At 66.1% G+C, this 19,652-nt stretch carries 21 protein-coding genes and 2 pseudogenes; 12 read left to right on the top strand and 11 right to left on the bottom strand.

The window, feature by feature from the left end; all coding sequences use genetic code 11:
- Window positions 1–188: pseudogene (locus AB7O82_RS04440) on the bottom strand (M20 family peptidase); the annotation flags it as partial.
- A 121-nt stretch (window positions 189–309) separates the two neighbouring features.
- Here AB7O82_RS04440 and AB7O82_RS04435 point away from each other — a divergent pair.
- The 3 genes and pseudogenes from AB7O82_RS04435 (at window position 310) to AB7O82_RS04425 (ending at window position 1,585) form a co-directional block, all read left to right on the top strand.
- The gene (locus AB7O82_RS04435) at window positions 310–699 is read left to right on the top strand and encodes a tetratricopeptide repeat protein (RefSeq protein WP_428537660.1); all 390 of its coding nucleotides are present in this window, start codon (window positions 310–312) and stop codon (window positions 697–699) included.
- A 50-nt stretch (window positions 700–749) separates the two neighbouring features.
- Window positions 750–959: pseudogene (locus AB7O82_RS04430) on the top strand (tetratricopeptide repeat protein); the annotation flags it as partial.
- 23 nt (window positions 960–982) lie between these two features.
- Complete coding sequence (locus AB7O82_RS04425) at window positions 983–1,585, top strand: tetratricopeptide repeat protein (protein ID WP_428537898.1); 603 nt, start codon at window positions 983–985, stop codon at window positions 1,583–1,585.
- On the opposite strand, the gene AB7O82_RS04420 is transcribed toward AB7O82_RS04425, so the two are convergent.
- From AB7O82_RS04420 to AB7O82_RS04405, 4 genes are all read right to left on the bottom strand, one after another.
- Window positions 1,477–1,884 (bottom strand): hypothetical protein, encoded by a 408-nt coding sequence (locus AB7O82_RS04420; RefSeq protein WP_428618716.1) that lies wholly within the window; start codon window positions 1,882–1,884, stop codon window positions 1,477–1,479. The genes AB7O82_RS04425 and AB7O82_RS04420 overlap by 109 nt on opposite strands.
- A gap of 345 nt (window positions 1,885–2,229) precedes the next feature.
- Window positions 2,230–3,147: an SDR family NAD(P)-dependent oxidoreductase gene (locus AB7O82_RS04415; protein ID WP_428537663.1), complete on the bottom strand. Its 918-nt coding sequence runs from the start codon at window positions 3,145–3,147 to the stop codon at window positions 2,230–2,232.
- A 111-nt stretch (window positions 3,148–3,258) separates the two neighbouring features.
- Window positions 3,259–4,476 (bottom strand): multidrug effflux MFS transporter, encoded by a 1,218-nt coding sequence (locus AB7O82_RS04410; protein WP_428537666.1) that lies wholly within the window; start codon window positions 4,474–4,476, stop codon window positions 3,259–3,261.
- Window positions 4,473–5,201 (bottom strand): transglutaminase-like domain-containing protein, encoded by a 729-nt coding sequence (locus AB7O82_RS04405; protein WP_428618713.1) that lies wholly within the window; start codon window positions 5,199–5,201, stop codon window positions 4,473–4,475. The genes AB7O82_RS04410 and AB7O82_RS04405 overlap by 4 nt, the downstream gene beginning before the upstream one ends.
- A 98-nt stretch (window positions 5,202–5,299) precedes the next feature.
- Between AB7O82_RS04405 and AB7O82_RS04400 the strand changes: the two genes are divergently transcribed.
- Entirely contained in the window at window positions 5,300–6,079 is a 780-nt protein-coding gene (locus AB7O82_RS04400; protein WP_428618712.1) for an alpha/beta hydrolase, read from the top strand.
- Between the two features lie 119 nt (window positions 6,080–6,198).
- Here the strand turns inward: AB7O82_RS04400 and AB7O82_RS04395 are convergent, their stop codons facing one another.
- The 3 genes from AB7O82_RS04395 to AB7O82_RS04385 are packed head-to-tail and all read right to left on the bottom strand — an operon-like array spanning window position 6,199 to window position 8,336.
- A complete protein-coding gene (locus tag AB7O82_RS04395; protein ID WP_428537675.1) occupies window positions 6,199–6,660 on the bottom strand; it encodes a PaaI family thioesterase in 462 nt (153 codons plus the stop codon).
- Window positions 6,657–7,145, bottom strand: coding sequence for a PaaI family thioesterase (locus AB7O82_RS04390; protein WP_428537678.1), 489 nt, complete (start codon window positions 7,143–7,145; stop codon window positions 6,657–6,659). Before AB7O82_RS04390 ends, AB7O82_RS04395 begins: the two co-directional genes overlap by 4 nt.
- A gap of 9 nt (window positions 7,146–7,154) precedes the next feature.
- The gene (locus tag AB7O82_RS04385; protein WP_428618709.1) at window positions 7,155–8,336 is read right to left on the bottom strand and encodes an acyl-CoA dehydrogenase family protein; all 1,182 of its coding nucleotides are present in this window, start codon (window positions 8,334–8,336) and stop codon (window positions 7,155–7,157) included.
- Between the two features lie 163 nt (window positions 8,337–8,499).
- Between AB7O82_RS04385 and AB7O82_RS04380 the strand changes: the two genes are divergently transcribed.
- Genes AB7O82_RS04380 through AB7O82_RS04355 form a run of 6 tightly spaced genes read left to right on the top strand, consistent with a single transcriptional unit; the run spans window position 8,500 to window position 15,144 of the window.
- Window positions 8,500–9,339, top strand: coding sequence for a branched-chain amino acid ABC transporter permease (locus tag AB7O82_RS04380; protein ID WP_428537684.1), 840 nt, complete (start codon window positions 8,500–8,502; stop codon window positions 9,337–9,339).
- A gap of 9 nt (window positions 9,340–9,348) precedes the next feature.
- Entirely contained in the window at window positions 9,349–10,491 is a 1,143-nt protein-coding gene (locus AB7O82_RS04375) for a branched-chain amino acid ABC transporter permease (protein ID WP_428537687.1), read from the top strand.
- The gene (locus tag AB7O82_RS04370) at window positions 10,488–11,246 is read left to right on the top strand and encodes an ABC transporter ATP-binding protein (RefSeq protein WP_428537690.1); all 759 of its coding nucleotides are present in this window, start codon (window positions 10,488–10,490) and stop codon (window positions 11,244–11,246) included. Before AB7O82_RS04375 ends, AB7O82_RS04370 begins: the two co-directional genes overlap by 4 nt.
- Before the next feature lies 1 nt (window position 11,247).
- Window positions 11,248–12,033 (top strand): ABC transporter ATP-binding protein, encoded by a 786-nt coding sequence (locus tag AB7O82_RS04365; protein WP_428537693.1) that lies wholly within the window; start codon window positions 11,248–11,250, stop codon window positions 12,031–12,033.
- A 36-nt stretch (window positions 12,034–12,069) separates the two neighbouring features.
- A complete protein-coding gene (locus tag AB7O82_RS04360; protein ID WP_428537696.1) occupies window positions 12,070–13,932 on the top strand; it encodes an AMP-dependent synthetase/ligase in 1,863 nt (620 codons plus the stop codon).
- Window positions 13,933–13,971: 39 nt separating this feature from the next.
- The gene (locus AB7O82_RS04355; RefSeq protein WP_428537699.1) at window positions 13,972–15,144 is read left to right on the top strand and encodes an ABC transporter substrate-binding protein; all 1,173 of its coding nucleotides are present in this window, start codon (window positions 13,972–13,974) and stop codon (window positions 15,142–15,144) included.
- Between the two features lie 78 nt (window positions 15,145–15,222).
- On the opposite strand, the gene AB7O82_RS04350 is transcribed toward AB7O82_RS04355, so the two are convergent.
- Both AB7O82_RS04350 and AB7O82_RS04345 read right to left on the bottom strand, forming a co-directional pair.
- Window positions 15,223–15,579, bottom strand: coding sequence for a hypothetical protein (locus AB7O82_RS04350; RefSeq protein WP_428618707.1), 357 nt, complete (start codon window positions 15,577–15,579; stop codon window positions 15,223–15,225).
- Window positions 15,580–15,833: 254 nt separating this feature from the next.
- Window positions 15,834–16,715: an alpha/beta fold hydrolase gene (locus tag AB7O82_RS04345; RefSeq protein ID WP_428537705.1), complete on the bottom strand. Its 882-nt coding sequence runs from the start codon at window positions 16,713–16,715 to the stop codon at window positions 15,834–15,836.
- Between the two features lie 195 nt (window positions 16,716–16,910).
- On the opposite strand from AB7O82_RS04345, the gene AB7O82_RS04340 reads away from it, so the two are divergent.
- On the top strand, window positions 16,911–17,651 hold the full coding sequence (locus AB7O82_RS04340) for a 2OG-Fe dioxygenase family protein (RefSeq protein ID WP_428537708.1): 741 nt from the start codon (window positions 16,911–16,913) through the stop codon (window positions 17,649–17,651).
- Window positions 17,652–17,654: 3 nt separating this feature from the next.
- Here AB7O82_RS04340 and AB7O82_RS04335 read toward each other — a convergent pair whose 3' ends face one another.
- Window positions 17,655–18,908 (bottom strand): MFS transporter, encoded by a 1,254-nt coding sequence (locus AB7O82_RS04335; protein ID WP_428537711.1) that lies wholly within the window; start codon window positions 18,906–18,908, stop codon window positions 17,655–17,657.
- A gap of 102 nt (window positions 18,909–19,010) precedes the next feature.
- Here AB7O82_RS04335 and AB7O82_RS04330 point away from each other — a divergent pair, with 102 nt between their 5' ends.
- Window positions 19,011–19,577, top strand: a complete 567-nt coding sequence (locus AB7O82_RS04330; RefSeq protein ID WP_428537714.1) for a hypothetical protein — start codon at window positions 19,011–19,013, stop codon at window positions 19,575–19,577.
- Window positions 19,578–19,652 lie beyond the last annotated feature (75 nt).

Genomic DNA, 19,652 nt, shown 5'->3' with positions numbered 1-19,652 from the left:
AATCCGTCACGCCCGGGGATACGCTCGAGCCTGAGCCCGAGGTCACGGAACTGACCCTCCACCTTGTCGACCATGACGTTGACCGCCTTGCCGTCGTGGCTCGGGCTTTCGATGCTGATCCATTCGACGATGCCTTCGAGCACTTCCTGGGGGTCGATCTTCGGTTCATTCTCGCGTTGTGTTGGCATCGTCCAGGGAACTCCGGTGTATGTTTGGGGGTGAGTTGCGCCACGATTTGACACGGCTGCCCAGTCTCGTCGAGGGCCGAGCGAAGAAGCAGTCGAGGGTTGGACGAAGAAGATTGATCGAATGAATCGCGAGAAAGAGCCAGCTCACGCCGGGCCGCCGCCCTCGCCCGATCGCGCCCCCGCGAGCCTGCTCGACCAAGCCCTGGCGCATCATCGGGCAGGACGAATGGCGGAGGCGGAGAACCTGTATCGACGGATCCTGGCGCGCGATCCGCGTCACGCCGACGCGCTTCACCTGCTGGGCATGCTGGCCGGCCAGGCAGGCCGTCACGACACCGCGGCGGAGCTGATCCGCCAGGCCATCGCCGTCAACGGCAGGCAACCCTATTACCTTCTGCATCGCGGTCTGGCGGCGCGACAACTCGGCCGGCTCGACGAGGGGGGCGAGCTAGCGGCACGCGCTAGATCTCAGCCGACCTCGTCGAGGCCCATCATGGTCTCGCCATGGTGATGCAGGGCCGCGGCCGCCACGCCGAGGCCATCGCGGGCTAGAATCGCGCCTTGGCCCTCAACCCGGGCCTGCCCGAGACCTTCGTCAGACGCGGCAGCGCCCTGATGGCGTTGGGCAGGCCGGACGAGGCCCTGGCGAGCTATGATCGCGCGCTGGCCCTTCGACCGGACTTCCCGGAAGCCCATGCCTGCCGGGCGACCGCACTGCATGTTTGCGGCCGGTTGGACGAGGCGTTGGCAGACTGTAACCGCGCCCTGGCTCTCAATCCCGCCCTCGCTCTGGCCTGCAGCGACCGCGGCATCATCCTGGCACGAGCGAGAACCGAGGATGCGCTCGCGAGCTTCGACCACGCCATTGCCCCGATGCCGGATCTCGCAGAGGCCACAACAATCAAGGAAATGCCTTGCACGAGCTGGGCAGGTACGGGGAGGCGATCGAGAGCTTCGACCGTGCCATCGCCCTCAAGCCCGGATTCGTCGAGGCCTACTGCGGGCGCGGCAACGTCCATCATGCCCACGGCAACCACGATGCCGCCCTGGCCGACCGCGATCGCGCTCTGGCTCTCGACCCGAACCACGCTCCGGCGCACGCCAACCGGGCCACGACACTCAGGAACCAGGCCAGGTTCGAGGAAGCCGTGCTGAGCTTCGATCGTGCGCTCGCGCTCGAGCCCGGCAACGCCGTGACACACCGCAATCGCGGCATAACCCTGCGCAACCGCGGCCTGCTGGCCGAGGCAATGGCGAGCTTCGAGCGCGCCGCGACGCTCCCCCGCGTTCATTCGAGCATGCCTGCCTGGCGCGACTTTCCTTGCCGGTCATCCTGCCCTCCGCCGAGGGGATTGCCGACCAGCGGCAGCGCTATCGAGCCGGCATCGAAGAGTTGATGCGTCATCCCGGTGCGCTCCATCAGCCGAGCACCGTCGATGCCGGCCTCTCGTTCTATCTCGCCTATCATGGCGTCGACGATCGCGCGACGATGGAAGCGATGGCTCGCTTGTACCGCGCCAAGTGTCCCGCGCTCACTTTCGCGGCACCTCACGTCAGGGCCTGGACTGCTCCGGAGCGTCGCCGCATCCGCCTCGGTCTCGCCTCCAGCTATTTCCGCAACCACACGATCGGCAAGCTCTATCGCAGCCTGCCTGGCGCTCTCGACCGAACGCGATTCGACATCACGCTGATCCACACCTCTCCGACTGGAAAAGATCCGGTTGCCGACGAGATGGATGCCCTCACGGACAGGTCCCTGAGGCTGCGCCCGTCCCTCGCCTCGTGCTCGAGATAGGCCAGGTCGGAATTGCCGTGGAGACGGTGCTGATCGAGCACGAAGGACAGCTCGTCGACTTCCATCGCGCGAGCCATCCCTAGCGGGAGTGAGGCAGGTCATGGCCGGGAGCGCGCCACTCCGTGGCGCTCTTCTTGTCGATCAAAGATCCCATGAGCGCCACGGAGTGGCGCGCTCCCAGCCCATGACTCCTCCGTCCGCGAAGAGCGGACACCTCCCCAACGAAGTTGGGGAGGCGCAAGAGCATCACACCGGATCCCAGGTGAAGTACTCGGGCGAGCGCTTCATGTCGGTGAAGTAGGGCTTCATCGACGGCACGGCGTGCTCGGCAATCGATTCGAGAGTCCAGCCCTCCGAATTGTGCACCGAGCGCACCGGACGGTTGGCGTTGAACAGCATGATCTCGTTCATGCGCACGCCGAAGATCTGCGAGGTGATGCCATCGGCCGCGTCGCTCAGCAGGAACACCGCCATCGGCGCGATCTTGGCCGGCGTCATCCGCTTGGAACGTTCCAGTCGCGCTTTCTGCGCATCGGTATCGGCGGGGATGGTGCCTATCATGCGCGTCCAGGCGAACGGCGAAATGCAGTTCGAGCGGACGTTGAAGGCCGCCATGTCGAGCGCGATCGAGCGCGACAGGCCGACGATGCCCATCTTGGCCGCCGAGTAGTTGGCCTGGCCGAAATTGCCGACCAGCCCCGAGGTCGAGGTGAAATGCACGAAGGCGCCCGACTTCTGTTCCTTGAAATGGTTGGCGGCGGCGCGGCTGACGTTGAAGGCGCCGTTCAGATGCACGTCGATCACCATCTTCCAGTCGACATGGCTCATGCGGTGAAAAATGCGGTCGCGCAGGATGCCGGCATTGTTGATGACACCGTCGATGCGGCCGAAATTCTCGATCGCCGTCTTGATCATGCGCTCGGCGCCGGCCGGATCGGTCACGCTGTCGGCATTGGGCACGGCCTTGCCGCCCGCCGCCTTGATCTCCTCGCACACCTTCTGCGCCGGCGTGGCGCTGCCCGAGCCCTCGCCGTCGACGGCGCCACCGAGATCGTTGACCACCACGCTGGCCCCCTCCTTGGCGGCCAGCAGCGCCATCTCGCGGCCGATGCCGCCACCCGCACCGGTCACCAATACGACCTTACCCTTCAGCATGTCGGCCATGTCCGCTTCTCCCGTCGTGATGTTCTGACCTGCATGTAGCCCAGGTCCATCGCCGGCGGGAAGCCTCGTCGCGGTCCCCATCGCCGCCGCGCTTTGCGCGGCGAAACCGGCTCAGTCGTGCGGCTCGATCGCCGTCGGGCGCGGGGCGCGCAGCAGGCGCGCGCTGAGCACCGTGAGCAGCGCGAACGGCAGCAGGCCGACCACCAGGGGCATGGCGATGTAGCGGCTGCCGGCCATCGTCAGCACGGCGACGGCGATCGTGCCCAGAGCGCCCATCCCCATCTGGGCCAGCCCGACCCACGAGGCCGCGGTTCCGGCGAGCCTCGGGAACATGCCGACCGCGCCCGCGCTGCTGGTCGGCACGAGAAAGCCCGAGCCGAAGCTCAGCACCATGTGCGGTCCGATGATGGTCCACCATGTCTCGAAGCCCGCCAGCGACAGCGTCCCCATCGCCACCAGGGCGGCGACATGGAACCAGCCGCCCCACAGCATGATGGACGTCGGCGCGACGCGACCGATCAGCCGGTTGTTGACGAAGGTCCCCGCCGTGAAGCCGCCGACCGATATGAGAACGATCAGCCCGAACTCCTGCGGCGTGAAGCCCAACCGTTCCTGCAGGATGAAGGGAGTGCCCGCGAGCATGCCGAAGTTGATGGCGAAGGCGAAGCCCATCGGCAGCACGTAGCCGAGGAAATGCCGGTCGCGCAGCATCTCACCAGAGCCACGCAGCAGGCTCCTGAAGTCGATCGTCGCGCTGCGATGGCAATTGGTCTCGCCGAGGCCGAGCGCTGCCACAATCAACAGGACCAGGGCGAAGCCACCGACGAACCAGAAGGTCGAGCGCCAACCGAAGGTCTCGCCCAGGAAGCCGCCGAGGGTCGGCGCGAGCGAGGGGGCGATGTTCATGGCAAGCGAGATCCAGCTCATCACCATCGGCATCTCGCGGAAGCTGTAGGCATCGCGCGTCAGCGCCCGGCTGAGGACCGACCCGGACGCCGCGCCCAAGCCCTGCAGGATACGCAGGCCGATCAGGCCGCCGATCGACGGCGCGACGGAGCAGGCGAAGGTCGCCAGGGTGAAGAACAGCACGCCCACCATGAGAATAGGCCGCCGTCCGTAACGATCGCTCAGGGGACCGTAGAAGAGCTGGCCGACGGCGAAGCCCAGCATGTAGGTGGTGAGCGTGAGCTTCACGCTGTCCGAGCCGGCGCCGAACGCGACGCCGACGGACGGCATGACCGGCGTATAGATGCTCATGGTCAACGGGCCGAAGCTGCCCAACGCCACCAGCAGGGCGACGTAGCCGGCCGAACGCGGAACGATGATCACTTCCTGGAAGCTTCCAACGCCCCTTCGGCGCCGAAATCGCCGCCCAGCGGCATCGCCTCCTGCGCCCGGCTCATCCTCGGATAGTAGTGGCGGAAGGCGTCGCGGATCTCGTCGAACGGGATGTCGGCGAACACGCCGCGATAGGCGAGATACTCCATGTGACGGCGGCCGCCGAGGTCGAACGGGTGGTAGATCGAATCGCTGATCCCGTCCCATTCCAGCGGCTTCAGGTCGAAGCGCTCCGTCAGCTCCTTGTTGAATGCCGGGGTGGCCTTCACCCAATGGCCATCGAGCCAGACTTCGGTGTAGCCATGGTAGTAGAAGATGTCGCTGCCCATCAGGTCGGAGAGCCGCTTGGTGGTCATGTGATTACGCACGTCGGCGTAGCCGACCCGAGCCGCGATGCCGACGGCCCGGCACAGCGCCGCCATCAGGCCCGCCTTGTTGACGCAATAACCGTGCCCTGCGGCGAGGGTGGCGCTCGCGCGATAGGCATCGCGCTTCATCGGCGTGTTGTAGGGATCGTAGCGCAACCCGTCGCGCACCGCGTAGTACAGGCGCAGCGCCTTCTCGCGGTCGCTGCCCTGCGCGGCGACCTGCGTGGCGTGGGCCGCGACCGCCGGATGCCCGGAGTCGATCAGGTCGCCTGGACGGCGATAATCTTCGAAGCGCGCACCATCTCGTACGGCGTCGTCGCGCGAGGTGCGCTGGGAGTTGAAATCCATGACGGGGTTCTTAGCCGAACGTCCACCGAAATGCAGCCGACGACATGAACGACCATTGTCGTGCACCTCGACGTGATGGAGTCTGGGTGGATGCGCGTTTGCGTTTCGACAAGCGAGAGCCGGTCATGCGGTCAGGTCTTCGCCCCATCGCCGCCGTTGCCGGATTTGAGGTATTTCATCGCAACAAGTTCCTGAACTATCAGCTGAACCGCTGGCGCGCGCTTGGTGACCTCGCTGTGGCGGATGTCCGGGAGGTCGCACGCAGGACTCGTGACACCGCGTCGTGTGCCGCCGCCTTCGCCGGGCTGGCGCAGCGGCTGGAGAGCGAGAACGACCCCTACCGCGCCGCCTTTTGTCATCGCGCCGTCGAGTTCTCGACATCGCCAAACGATCCGGAGAAGGATCGCCGATACCGGCGCTTTCGCGAGCTTTTCTATGCTTCGGAGGCTGGGCAGCAGGTCGAGGCGAGCTGGGTCCCGTACGGCGGCGGTGCCCTGGCGATGCTGCGCGTACGGATGCGAACGACGCGTCCTCGAGGCCAAGTGGTCGCGTTCGGCGGGTTCGACTCCTGCATCGAGGATTTCCACCTGGTGTGGACGCTGCTCGCGCAGGCGGGATACGAGGTGATCGCCTTCGATGGTCCGGGCCAGGGTGCGGCACTTCGGCTGCGGGGACAGCTGTTCGAACATGACCGGGAGCGTCCCACCGCCGCGGTACTCGATGCCGTCGACGCCCGTTCGGTTACCCTTCTCGGACTTTCCATGGGCGGATACTGGGCGGTGCGGACGTGCTGCCGTTGGGAGGAGCGGCCGACGCGTTTCAGCCGGCCTCACCCGTCGCCCGTCAGGCCGAGGCGATGGTCGGGGCGAGATCGGTGACATGCCGCGTGTTCACCGCGGCCGAAGGCGCCGACCAGCACTGCCAGATCGGCAACCTGCCATTGGCCTGCGATGTCATGGCGGGCTGGCCCGATCGCACGTCGTGACGCACCATCGGTTTAGAGGGAAGGCGGCGCGTCGTCGGAGGACGTGACGAGGAAGTGGGCATTCGCCGTGGCGACCGGCTTGGAGCGGTCATCCTGCCAGGCTTCGGCAAACACGTTGACCATGCGCCGGCCCTGCTTGGTCACCTTGGCCGCGGCGATGACGTCGGCCGGCCGGGCCGAGCGCAGATAGTCGACGGTTATGTTGACGATCTTGGGCACCGTCTCGGTCTCGGTCTCCCACAGGAGATGGAAGATCGCCGTCATCTCGAGCATGGCGCCCAGCGTGCCGCCATGGATCGCGGGCAGGAAGGTGTTGCCGATCAGGTCGTCGTGAAAGCGCATGCGAGTCAAGAGCTCGCCGGTGCCGTTCTCCGGGGCGATCCGCATCCAGCGCGCATAGGGGATGGCCTCGGCGAGGCGGCCGACCTCGCCGGACTTTCTCACCTCGGCGAGGCGCTCGAGCAGCGAGCTCATGTCCTGGTCTCCGTGCCAATGGTCTGCGCCTGCGTGACCTCACCCTTGGTGTTCAGCATGAAAGTGCCGGTGGCGGCGGCGATCGGGTCCTTGGCATCGCCATGGTGCGCGAAGGCGCGCGTGAAGGCGACCGAGTGGGTGACGCGGTAGCATTCGGCCTCGGCGATCACCGCCTGGCCCGGCGTCGCCGGCTTTACGTAGTCGATGCGCAGGTCGAGGGTCGCGAACGGCTTGGGCGCCTTCAGCATGGTGGCCACCGCCATGCCGCAACACCCGTCGAGAAGCGCCGTCAGCGGCCCGCCCGCGAGCACGCCGGTCTCCGGATTGCCGACCAGCTCCGGACGCCACTCGAGGCGCATGGCGGCGAAGCCGCGGCGGGCATCGACGATCCTGATTCCCAGGGCGCGGCTGTGCGGAATGGTGTCGGAGAACCATTGCTGGAATAAGGCGAGGCGTTCCTCGCGGGTGGTGAGGGGCGGTTTCATGGCACCGTTCTAGAGGCCCAATTGCCGCGCCGCGAGATCCTTCATGATCTCGACCGAGCCGCCGCCGATCGACATCACCTTGGTCTCGCGATAGATGCGCTCGACCTTGGCGCCGCGCAGGTAGCCGGCGCCGCCGAAGATCTGCATGGCCTCGTTGGCGCAGAACTCCAGGGTCGAGGTCGCGAGGTTCTTCAGCATGCAGATCTCGGCCACCGGCTTCTCCCCCTGCCCGACCCGCCAGGCCAGCAGCTCGAGGGTCGACTTCACGGCGTTGATGCGCATCGCCATGTCGACCAGACGATGGCGCACCACCTGGTTGGCGATCAGCGGGCGGCCGAAGGTGTGGCGCTCGCGGGCATAGGCGATCGCTTCGTCCAGGCAGACCTTGGCATAGCCGCAGGCGCCGGCCGACATGCCGAGCCGCTCCTGGTTGAAGTTCAGCATGATCCCGATGAAGCCCTGGTTCTCCTGGCCGATCAGGTTTTCCACCGGCACGCGCACATTGTCGAAGAACAGCTGTGCGGTATCGGACGCCCACCAGCCCATCTTCTTCAGCTTGGTGCGTGCGAAGCCTTCGCGGTCGCGCTCGATCAGCAGCAGCGACACGCCGCCCGCCCCCGGCCCGCCGGTGCGCACGGCCACGGTGTAGTAGTCGGCCCGCATGCCCGAGGTGATGAACATCTTGGAGCCGTTGACGACATAGTGGTCGCCGTCGCGCCGCGCCGTCGTCTTGAGGTGGGCGACGTCGGAACCACCCGACGGTTCAGTGATCGCAAGCGCACTGATCTTCTCACCGGCCAGGACCTCGGTCAGCACCTTGCGCTTCATCCATTCCGGGCCGAGGGCGGCGATCGGCGGCGAGCCGATCGTGTGGCTGTTCAGGCTGGCATTCAGCCCGCCGCTGCCGTGGCGCGCCATTTCCTCGGCCTTGATGATGCCGAAGAACGGATCGGTCGGCACGCCGCCATACTCCTCGGGAAAGCCGAGCTGCAGCAGGCCGGCGGCCGACGCTTTCCTGTAGAGCTCGCGCGGAAACTCCTCGGCCTCGTCCCACTGATCGACGTGGGGCATGATCTCGCGCTCGACGAAGCGTCGGACGGTATCCCGGAATACCCGATGCTCCTCGGTATAGAACGGGCTCGCCGGCACGGCTTCGGGCAGCTGCGGTCGCACTGAATCGGCGATGGACATTGGGCACTCCTCACCGGGTGTTCTTGCACTTTCCGGGAAACGGCTCTAGCGCGTTGACAGCGCTGAACAGCCGTTCATATTGGCTGCCAATCGAGGCGACACCAGATCGCTTGTTGGCAGGGGTAGGAAGCTGGTTACTTTTTTACAACTCACCCTCAACGGGTTGGCGGTCGGCTGCATCTATGGCCTGGTCGCTCTGGGCTTTGTGCTGATTTACAAGGCAACCGAGCTGGTGAACTTCGCCCAGGGCGATCTCCTCATGCTGGGCGCCTTCGTCGCCTACATGGCGGTCGTCTGGTGGGGTCTCGACTACTGGCTCGCCTTCCTGATCTCCGTGGTGTCTATCGGTGTGTTCGGCGCCCTGCTCGACGCCGTCGTCCTGCGCCAGGTAATCGGACAACCGCAATTCGCCGTGGTCATGCTGACGATCGGGCTCGGCGCCATGTTCCGCACCTTCGCCAGCGTCACCTGGGGTTCCGAGATCTACACCCTGCCGACGCCGTTCAGCGGCGTATGGCAGGTCGGCGGGGTGACGCTCAGCCACCAGTACCTGTCGATCGTCGCCGGCACCCTGATCCTGTGCGGCGTGCTCTACGCCTTCTTCAACCATACGCGGATCGGCGTCGCCATGCAGGCGACCTCGCAGAACCAGCTCGCTGCCTATTACATGGGCATCCCAGTGAAGCTGATCTTCTCGCTCATCTGGGCGATCTCGGCCGGCGTAGCCGCCGCCGCCGGCATCCTGCTGGCCCCCGTGACCCTGATCGACATCAACATGGGCCTGGCCGTGGCGCTCAAGGCCTTCGCCGCCGCGGTGCTCGGAGGATTCGGGTCCATCCCGGGCGCGCTGCTGGGCGGCATCATCATCGGCCTGATCGAGCTTTATGCCGGCGCCACCCTGCCCGAGGGCTTCAAGGACACGGCACCCTACATCGTGCTCCTGATCATGCTGATCGTCCGTCCGCAGGGCCTGTTCGGCACCCTGGCGCGCAAGAAAGTGTAGGCCCGGCCGATGCGTTTCCTGTTCAAGACTTCCTACGCGCAAGACATCCAGATCTTCCGCGACCGGGTCGACGCCTCCTGGTACGGGTTGCTCGGCCTGGTGGTGATCGCTCTGCCCCTGCTGATGTCCGAGTACTATGTCGGCGAGACGACCTGGGTGTTCATCTACGCCCTCTGCGGCATCTCCCTGATGGTGCTGGTCGGCTATACCGGCCTGGTCTCGCTGGGGCACGCCGCGTTCCTCGGCATCGGTGCCTACGCCCATGCCTTCTTCCTGGAGCACGGCATCCCCTGGATACCGTCGGTGATCCTCGCCGTCCTGATCACTACGGCCTCGGGCATCATCGTCGGCCTGCCGGCCTTGCGCATGACCGGCATCTACCTCGCCATCGCAACGCTTGCCTTCTCGGTGATCATCCAGGAGGTGTTCAGCCGCTGGGAATACGTGACCCACGGCTTCGCCGGCATGCCGGTCGACAAGCCCGTCATTCTCGGCATCCCCTTCTCCGATGACCGGTCGTTCTACTACCTCTGCCTGTTCTTCCTGGTGATGGCGCTGTGGCTGACGCGCAATCTGCTGCGCTCGCCGACCGGCCGCGCCTGGGTCGCCATTCGCGACAGCGAAATCGCCGCCCAGTCGATGGGCGTCAATGTCGCCATCTACAAATCCATTGCTTTCGCCTACTCGGCCGCCTTGATGGGCTTGGCGGGCGCTCTGTTCGCCCACAAGATCGCCTACCTCGCACCCGACATCTTCACCATCCTGCTGTCGATCCAGTTCCTGCTGCTGGTGATCGTCGGCGGGCTGGGCTCGCTGCATGGCGCCGTCTTCGGGGCGATCTTCGTCGCCCTGCTGCCACCCATCATCGCCATCCTGCGCGATTCGATCCCGGCCAGCATGGCCGACGCCGCGCAATCGACCGGTATCGCCGCCATGGGCGCCCTGGGCGAGGCGGTCGGCAACTTCCTCAAGAAGCCCGGTGTCGAGGCTGGCATCTTCGGCCTGATCCTGGTGCTGGTGATCCTGCTCGAGCCGCTCGGCATGTACGGACGCTGGGTCAAGATCCGCGTCTTCTTCTCGACCTTCCCGATGTACAAGCGCGCGACGTTCAAGCGGCAGAGGACCTACATGCGGTCGGAGCGCCTGCGATGAGCCTCTTCCAGGCGGACGGGCTGTCGATCAACTTCGGCGGCATCAAGGCGGTCGATGGCGTGAGCTTCGCCGTCGAGCAGGGGGAGGTTTTCACCATCATCGGCCCGAACGGGGCCGGCAAGACCACCATCTTCAACCTGGTGAGCCGCATCTACGAGCCGACCGACGGCAAGCTGGTCTTCGACGGCGCCGACATCACCAACGTGCCGCCGCACCGCATCGCGGCGCTGGGCATTGCGCGCACGTTCCAGAACATCGAGCTGTTCGAGCACGCGACGCTGCTGCAGAACCTGCTGCTGGCGCGCCACGCCCACAAGCGGTCGGGCTTCTTCTCCGAGATTCTCTTCCTGCCGTCCGTCCGGCGCATGGAGCTCGAGCATCGCGAGGCGGTCGAGAAGGTGATCGATTTCCTCGACCTGCAGCAGTATCGCGACAGCTTCATCGTCAACCTGCCCTACGGCGTGCGCAAGGTGACCGAGCTGGCGCGCGCGCTCTGCACCGACCCCAAGCTGCTGCTGCTCGACGAGCCGTCTTCCGGCCTCAATGTCGAGGAGACCGACGACATGGCGTTCTGGATCCAGGACATCCGCGACCTGCTCGGCATCACCGTGCTGATGGTCGAGCACGACATGAGCCTGGTCTCTGCCGTGTCCGATCGCGTCATGGCGCTGAATTACGGCCGTCCCATCACCACCGGAACGCCGGCGGAGGTGCAGTCGCACCCCGAGGTGGTCCGTGCCTATCTGGGAGGCTGAGATGACCGCGTCGGCAGCCGAGCCCATCCTCAAGGTCACCAACATCGAGACCTACTACGGGCCGATCATGGCCATCCGCGGCGTCTCGTTCGAGGTGCCGAAGGGCGGCATCGTCACCATCCTGGGCGCCAACGGCGCCGGCAAGACCACGGTGCTGAAGACCATCTCGGGCGTCATGGACGCGCAGAAGGGCAGCGTCCTGTTCGAGGGCCGCGACGTCCGCGGCGTCGACCCCGACAAGGTCATGCGGCTCGGCGTCAGCCACGTGCCGGAAGGGCGCGAGGTCTTTCCCTTCCTGAGCGTGCGCGAGAACCTGCGCATGGGCGCCTTCACGCGCCGGGATCCGGACGGCGTCGCCAAGGACCTGGAGGACGTGTTCGGCTACTTTCCGGTGCTGCGCGAGCGCGCCGACCAGCGCGCCGGCTCGCTGTCCGGCGGTGAGCAGCAGATGCTGGCGATCAGCCGCGCCCTGATGGCGCGGCCGCGCCTGATGCTGCTCGACGAGCCCTCGCTCGGCCTGTCGCCCAAGCTGGTGAAGGAAATTTTCGAGATCGTCGTGCGCATCAACCGCGAGCGCGGCGTTACCATCCTGCTGGTCGAGCAAAACGCCAACATGGCGCTGCAGACCGCGGATTTCGGCTACGTGCTGGAGGTCGGGCGCATCGTCATGGCCGACACCTGCGCCCGGCTGCTGCAGAAAGAAGACATCAAGGAATTCTATCTCGGCATCAAGGAGCAGGGCGCACGCGGCAAGCGGCGCTGGAAGAAGCGCAAGACCTGGAGATAACCGGACGACGGGCGAGGACCGTCGGGAGGCGATGCGATGGACGGGTTGGCAAGCGAGAGGACGTTGGCGGGCTCGAACGACCGGATCGAGGTCGAAGGCTGCGACACGATCCCCAAGCTGTTCTGGCACCAGGTGAAGGCGCGGGACGGGCGCACCGCCTTCCGCGAGAAGGAGCTCGGCATCTGGCGCGCCACCAGCTGGCGCGACTACGGCGAGCGCGCCCGCGCGGTCGGCATGGGGCTGGTCAAGCTCGGCCTGCAACGCGGCGACGTGGTGTCGATCCTGGCCGAGACCGTGCCCGAATGGCTCTACGCCGACATGGGCACGATGGGCGCCGGCGGCGTCTCCAACGGCATCTACCCGACCGATTCGGCCAAGCAGGTCGAGTACATCGTCAACGACAGCCGCTCGCGCTTCCTGTTCGTCGAGAACGAGGAGCAGCTCGACAAGTTCATCGACATCCGCGAGCGCTGCCCGACAATCGTCAAGGTCTTCGTTCTCGACATGGAAGGTCTGGCCGACTTCAAGGACCCGATGGTCATGCCGTTCGACGAGCTGCTGGTGCTCGGACGGGCGCACGAAGCGGCGAGCCCCGGCCTGTGGGAGAAGCTGGTCGCCGGATCGACGGCCGACGAGCTCGCCCTCCTGGTCTACACGTCGGGCACGACCGGCCCGCCCAAGGGCGCGATGCTGTCGCATCGCAACGTGATCTTCCAGATCTCCAACGCCGATGCCTTCATTCCCATGGGCACCGACGACGAGCAGCTCGCCTTCCTGCCGCTCTGCCATGTCGCCGAACGCACCTTCACCGCCTTCCTGCCCCTGCGCTCGGGTGCCATCGCCAATTTTGCCGAGAGCGTCGAGACGGTGCCGGAGAACATCCGTGAGGTGGCGCCGACGAGCTTCTTCGCGGTTCCCCGCATCTGGGAGCGCTTCTATTCCAGCATCGCCATCCGCATGAAGGAAGCGACCTGGCTCGGCCGCACGGCCTATGGCTGGGCGATCGGCGTCGGGCTCAAGCTCGCCGAAACCGAGCTCGCCGGCGATCGTCCGTCGGCGACCCTGAAGGCGGCGCACCGCGTCGCCGACTTCCTGGTGCTGGACAACATCAAGCGCGCCATCGGCATGCACCGGGTGCGCTTCGCCGGCACCGGCGCTGCGCCCATCGCGCCCGAGCTGATCAAATGGTACCGCGCACTCGGCATCGACATGCGCGAGGTCTACGGCCAGACCGAGAATTGCGGGTTGGCCACCGGCATGCCCGACCGCATCAAGCTCGGCACGGTGGGCATCACGGCGCCGCGCACCGAGACCAGGATCTCGCCCGAGGGCGAGATCCTGCTGAGGGGCCCGCACATCTTCATGGGCTACCTGAATCAGCCCGAGAAGACGGCGGAGACCCTGCGCGACGGCTGGCTGCATACCGGTGACGTCGGCACCATGGACAACGAGGGGTACCTGAAGATCACCGACCGCATGAAGGACATCATCATCACCGCGGGCGGCAAGAACATCACCCCGTCGGAGATCGAGAACCAGCTCAAGTTCTCGCCCTATATCTCCGATGCGGTGGTGGTGGGCGACAAGCGCAAGTTCCTGACCTGCCTGGTCATGATCGACTACGACAACGTCGCCAAGCACGCCCAGGACTACAACGTGCCGTTCACCGACTTCGCCTCGCTATGCCGGGCGCGCGAGGTCAACGACCTGATCTGGACGGAAATCGAGCGGGTGAACCAGAATTTTGCGCGGGTCGAGACGATCAAGAAGTTCCGGCTGATCGAGCAGCAACTCACCGCCGAGGACGACGAGGTCACGCCGACCATGAAGCTCAAGCGCAAGTTCGTGAACGAGAAGTACAAGGCGATGATCGACGGCATGTATGCCGAGGCGGTGTAACCCGCTATAGTGGCAACCAATCGCAAGGGAGGAAATGCGATGAACAAGTGGACAATCGTCAAGACGGTGGCGGCGGCGACTGCGGCCGCAACGCTCGCCGCCGCCGCCTCGGCGCAAACGCGCGGCGTCACGGCGACCGAGGTGGTGTTCGGCATGCCGACCGACCTGTCGGGCCCGGCCGCGACCTACGGCGTGTCCTCGTCGAACGGCGTCAAGATGCGATTCGACGAGGTCAACGAGGCCGGCGGCATCAACGGCCGCAAGCTCAAGGTCATCGTCGAGGACCAGGCCTACCAGGTGCCGAAGGCGGTGCAGGCCTGCAACAAGCTGATCAACCGCGACAAGGTATTCGCCTTCGTCGGCCCGCTCGGCACGCCGATGAACAACGCCTGCTTCAAGGACCAGTTCGCGGCCGGCGTGCCCAACCTGTTCCCGCTGTCGGCGGCGCGCTCGATGTATGCGCCCTACGAGCGGCTGAAGTTCTACGGGGCGGCGTCCTACGTCGACCAGATCCGCGCGGGCATCAACTACTTCGTCAAGAACAAGGGCGTGAAGAACGTCTGCGTGATGTACCAGGACACCGACTTCGGCAAGGAGATCCTGGAAGGCGCCAGGGAACAGGCCGAGAAGCTCGGCATCAAGATCGTCGAGACGACGGCGCACAAACCGACCGACCAGGACTTCACCGCGCCGATCACCAAGCTGCGCGAGGCCAAGTGCGAGCTGGTCGCGTTGGGCTCCATCGTGCGCGATTCGATCGTGCCCTACACCAGCGCGCGCAAGGCCGGGTGGAACGACGTGATCTTCCTCGGTGTCGCCTCGTCCTACGATTCGTTCGTCGGCGCGGCGCAGGGCATGGACGGCTTCTACGCCATGGGCCTGACCGAGATGCCGTACGCCGATTCGCCGGTGCCGACGGTCAAGAAGTTCGTCGAGGACTACAAGAAGCGCTTCAAGGTCGATCCCAACATCGGTGCGGTCTACGGCTACGTCGGCGCCGACCTCACCGTCCAGGGTCTCAAGAATGCCGGAAAGGACCTGACGCTCGACAGCTTCATCAAGGGCATGGAGGCGATCAAGAACTACAAGGACATCTTCAACGGTCCCGAGGTCAGCTTCGGCCCGAACATCCGCCAGGGCGCGAACTCCTCGTTCCTGGCCGAGGTCAAGGGCGGCAAGTGGGTTCGCGTGACCCAGCCGCTCGGCTTCTAGCCGGTCCGTACGGCACACATTTCGCCCCGGGTGGCCCCGCCGCCCGGGGTTTTTCTTTGCTGCCGGCCTCCCTGCTTGTCAGACGGGGGGCGGCGGCACCGGCACGCGCGCGTCGCGCAGCTTCTGCTGCAGCGTCGGGATGCCGCCCGCGTAGTTGCCGTCCTGGCACTGGGCAATGGCGACCCGGGCATCGAGGTCGGCCGCCTCGCCGCCCCTGAACGTTCCGCCGAGATAGGATCCCACCGATCCGACATATTCGGCGTAGGTCTGGGCGAGCGTGGAGCAGTAGGCCGCCCCCTGGGCCGGCGTCATCCCGGCCGGCGCCACCGCCGTCTGCAGGCCGGACCCCGCAAATCCCCTGCCCTGCCCCGTCGTGCATGCCGCCGCGAACAACACCGCCAACGCGCCCACGACTGCCCCCGCAAGCTTCGCCATTCGATCCTCCATCACCCGCAGGGTACTGCGATGGCTGCAAGCATGCCATTCCTCATGCCGTCTCCTCCCCGGCTTCGCTGGGGTGGGGTCGCTACTTCCGCGAGGGTGGGGTATTGGCCGGGTGCGCGCAACTCCGTTGGCGATCATTGGTTGCTTCATCAACGCGAAGCGCGCAATCGGTGTGGCGCGCTCCCAGCGATGAGCATGACTCGAGGACGCCGACGCCTCCCAAGCTTCGCTGGGGAGGCGAAGTCCTACCGCATCCCCGTGATCGAGCTGGTCATCGCCCGCGGGTCGCGCCTGGGCCAGCGGCCGGCTTCGACCTGGCCGATGAAATCGCCGACGATGCGGTTGAACAGGTCGGGGTCCTCGAGGTTGATCGTGTGGCCGCAGTTCGGCATCACCGCGAGCGCGGCCGATGGGATCTCGCGCTTCATCAGCATGGCGGGGGTCAGGCACGGCCAGTCCTCGTCGCCGGTCAGGATCAGGGTCGGCACGGCAAGCGCGTTCATCCTGTCGACCAGGTCGTAGAGCGACGGGCGCTGGCCCTGCACGCCGACCTGGGTGTTGGCGGAACCCAGAGCCGAGTGCTCGGCCAGCTCCTTCTTGAACTGGGCGAAGCCGCGCGGATCCTTGTTCTCGAACTGCACCCGCGTCGGACCGTAGGCGTATTTCTCGGCGAACTTCGTCATGCCCTCCGACTTCAGCGTTGCCGCGACCGTCTCGACCTCGCCGCGGAACCTGGCCTGCTGTTCCCGCTCGGCGCCATAACCGACACCCGCCACCACGAGCGAACGCGCCCGCGTCGGATGGCGGAAGCCGAAATGCAGCGTGGCGAAGCCGCCCATCGACAGGCCGACGACATGGGCCTTGTCGATGCCGAGATGGTCCATCACCGCCAGGATGTCGTCGGTGGCGCGGTTCTGCGAGTAGCTCTCGGGCTTCTCGGGCACGTCGGACGGCGGGTAGCCGCGGGCACCGTAGGTGACGCAGCGATAGCGCTGGCCGAAATGGCGCATCTGCAGTTCCCACGAGCGATGGTCGGCGGCGAATTCGTGGACGAACACGACCGGTGCGCCGGAACCGGTCTCCTCGTAGTGAAGCTTCACTCCGTCGTCGGTGGTGGCAAACGGCATCCTCTCCCCCATGGCAGCGTTCCATCCGGGTCGCGGTCGACGCCGCGACGGCGACCGATTGTGGCGCGGCAGGGCGCGGCAGGTCCACCGTCCAGCGGGTGGCGCGCGCCGACGCGATCCGACGGCCTCGCCCCCTAGAATCCTTCATGGGCGCCGGATGAACAATCGCGCCTCGCCGGTGTTAGAGTTATTTTTATGAGCGAGATCGGGACTGGCCTGCAGAACGCCACGGGCATCCGCAACGGAGTGGCCCGGGCTGGATACGCCTTCGTCGAAGCGTCCGACATGCGCAACGCCTTGCTGCGTTTCGGCACCCTGTCCGATTGGGCCGTCTTTGCCGACAGCTGGAACGATCTCGAGGTCGACACCTACATGGCCGACGGCGGCCGCTATCGCCGGCGCCGCTTCGCCGTCTACGAGGGCGGCAAGCAGGGCGCCATCGTCCGTGGCCGGCACCAGCCGCACTACCAGGCACTCGACTACAACTACCTGAACGGCGGCATCGAACGCTGGTTCAAGCCGGTCACCGAGGAGATCGGCAGCGGCGCGTCGATGCGCACCATCCTCGAATATTGCCGTGCCCTGTTCGGCCGCCTGGCTCCCGAGACGGCGCGCTGGCATATCGAGATCCACCAGTTCCGCATCGAGGCGCGCAGCGGCGAGCACGGCAAGCCGACGCCCGAGGGCATGCATCGCGACGGCGTCGACTACGTGCTGGTGCTGCTGATCAACCGCCGCAACATCAGGAGCGGCACGACCACGGTGCACGATCTCGACAAGCGCACGCTCGGCAGCTTCACCCTGACCGACCCGCTCGACGCCGCCCTGGTCGACGATGCGCGCTGCTATCACGGCGTGACCCCGGTCGAGCCGGAGAATCCCGCCCAGCCGGCCTATCGCGACGTCCTGGTGGTGACGTTCCGGAAGAAGGATTGACAGTCATAGCAAACGGCTACGACCGACGGACCTGGAATCTGGCTCTTCGGTCGGGCCCACGCGATGAGCGACCACGGCCGCCACAAGCGCCCCTAGGATCGCCAGCGCCGCGAGCGCCAGGGGTGCGGCACTGGACAGGCGGTAGCTCCCGGTACCGGCGAACGCACCCGCGATCCAGGCGGCAGCCATCGCCGCCTGGAGCAGGCCGGCAGCGTCGGCCTGGCGATCGCCGGCGGCGAGCGATGCGCCCGCCACCAGGCCGGGCTGGGCGAAGCCGAAGCCCATGCCGAGCAGGCCGAACCCTGCCAGCAGCGTTTCGTAGGTCGGAGCCAACAGGCATGCGATCAGGCCAACCAGACACACGCCGAGACCAACCGCGAGCGAGCGATGCGCCGGCAGGCCGAGGCGCGCGACGACAAATCCCTGGATGACGAATGAGCTAGTGGCAAAGGCGGCCGAGACCAGGCCGGCCGAGCGCATTGCCCGCATCGCGTCGATGCCGAGACGGTCCTGGATATAGAACGCGTTGGTCGTCTGCAGGGCCGCGAAGGCGAAGTGCATCGCGAACGCCAGGGCGAGAAACGGCCCGAGGCGGAGAGACGGTGCGCCGCAGCGTTGCGAGCCGATTGCCGGGGACTGGCTCGTCTCGCGTACGCCCACGAACACCAGGATGGCCGCGAGCGACGACAGCAGGCCTCCCGCGACGAGCGGTGCCACGACACCGAGATCGATCAGCGCCGCAACCGCGAGCGGGCCGGCAATGCTGCCCAGGCCGATCGCCGCTCCAACTCGCGCAACTCCCGACGAATGCGTCCGCGCCGTCGTGACATCGGCCATGGCGGCGACGGCGGCCGGCTGCGTTCCAGCGGCGAGCAGGCCATAGACGGTGCGCGCAGCGAGAAGTGCGACGAAGATCGCCAGCACGCCCGGGAAGTCCCCTGCCGCCTGCGAGATGCCGGCAAACAGGAAGAGCGAGACAGCCGTGGCTACGAGGCCGACGACGATGACGGGCCGTCTGCCCCATCTGTCCGCCAGGACACCCCAACGCGCCGACGTGAGGAAGAACAGCGCCGCCGAGGAAACGAAGATCGTTCCGACCTGAATCTCGCTCAGGCCGACGCCACGACCGAACAGACCAACGGTCGCGAACACCACCGCATTGGCCGTCGTCATGGCGAACACGCCAAGCAGAACACAGGAGCTCGACACGGCAGCGACAATGTCAACCCGCGGGCCCGCCGTGAAATGACAATTCATTGCCCGGTGTTTCGGATCATTGCTGCGTGTTTCAACGCATCGTGATGGCGCGTGTGGGCGCAAAAGTCCGATACTGTCGCTCAGTCACCGAACGAGGTTTCAATGCGGCTTCTCCGCAGACTGGTCGTCGCCATCCCGGCATTGCTCGTCGGGTCGATCGCAGCCTTTGCCGCGACGATCGGCGGCACGTACTTCGCGCCGCAGTACGACTTTCGCGAGTTCTGGGCCGCGACCGACGGGAAGCAGTTCCAGGTAGTGCTCGACGGCAACCCCTTCCCCGGCATCGACCAGGCCGTCGTGGCGCGTGACCTTTTGCCGATGATGCAGGCGGCCAAGCCACGACCCGCGCTCACCTTCACCTACGCCGAGCCATCGCCGCCATCCCGGCCGAACTATCGGCTCGTGCTGATCTTCGACCCGGCCAACGATCTCAATGCGGATCCGGTCTGTGCCGGCGGACAAATTCGCCATCGGCCGCAGCAGCCCGGCCGCTTCTACGTCTACGCGATCTACTGCCGCAACGATCGCATGCTGTCCTATACGACCGCGTGGACCCAGGCCACGGGCCCGACCGATCCCAGGATCGAGCGGCTCTTTCGCGAACTGTTCCGCGTGATCTTCAGCGAGCAGCAGAACCGCTTTGCGGTGGTCGATCCGATGCTGCGCTGAGCGTTGTGTGCAACCGGAGTTTGCCACCGGCCTGCTGGCCGCCCCTCATGGATGAAACTCAAGGCTGGGATCGCG

The sequence above is a fragment of the Reyranella sp. genome (assembly GCF_050185545.1).
GTDB lineage: Bacteria > Pseudomonadota > Alphaproteobacteria > Reyranellales > Reyranellaceae > Reyranella.
Note: the sequence above shows the minus strand (reverse complement) of the source record. Positions and strands in the feature narration are given on the sequence as shown.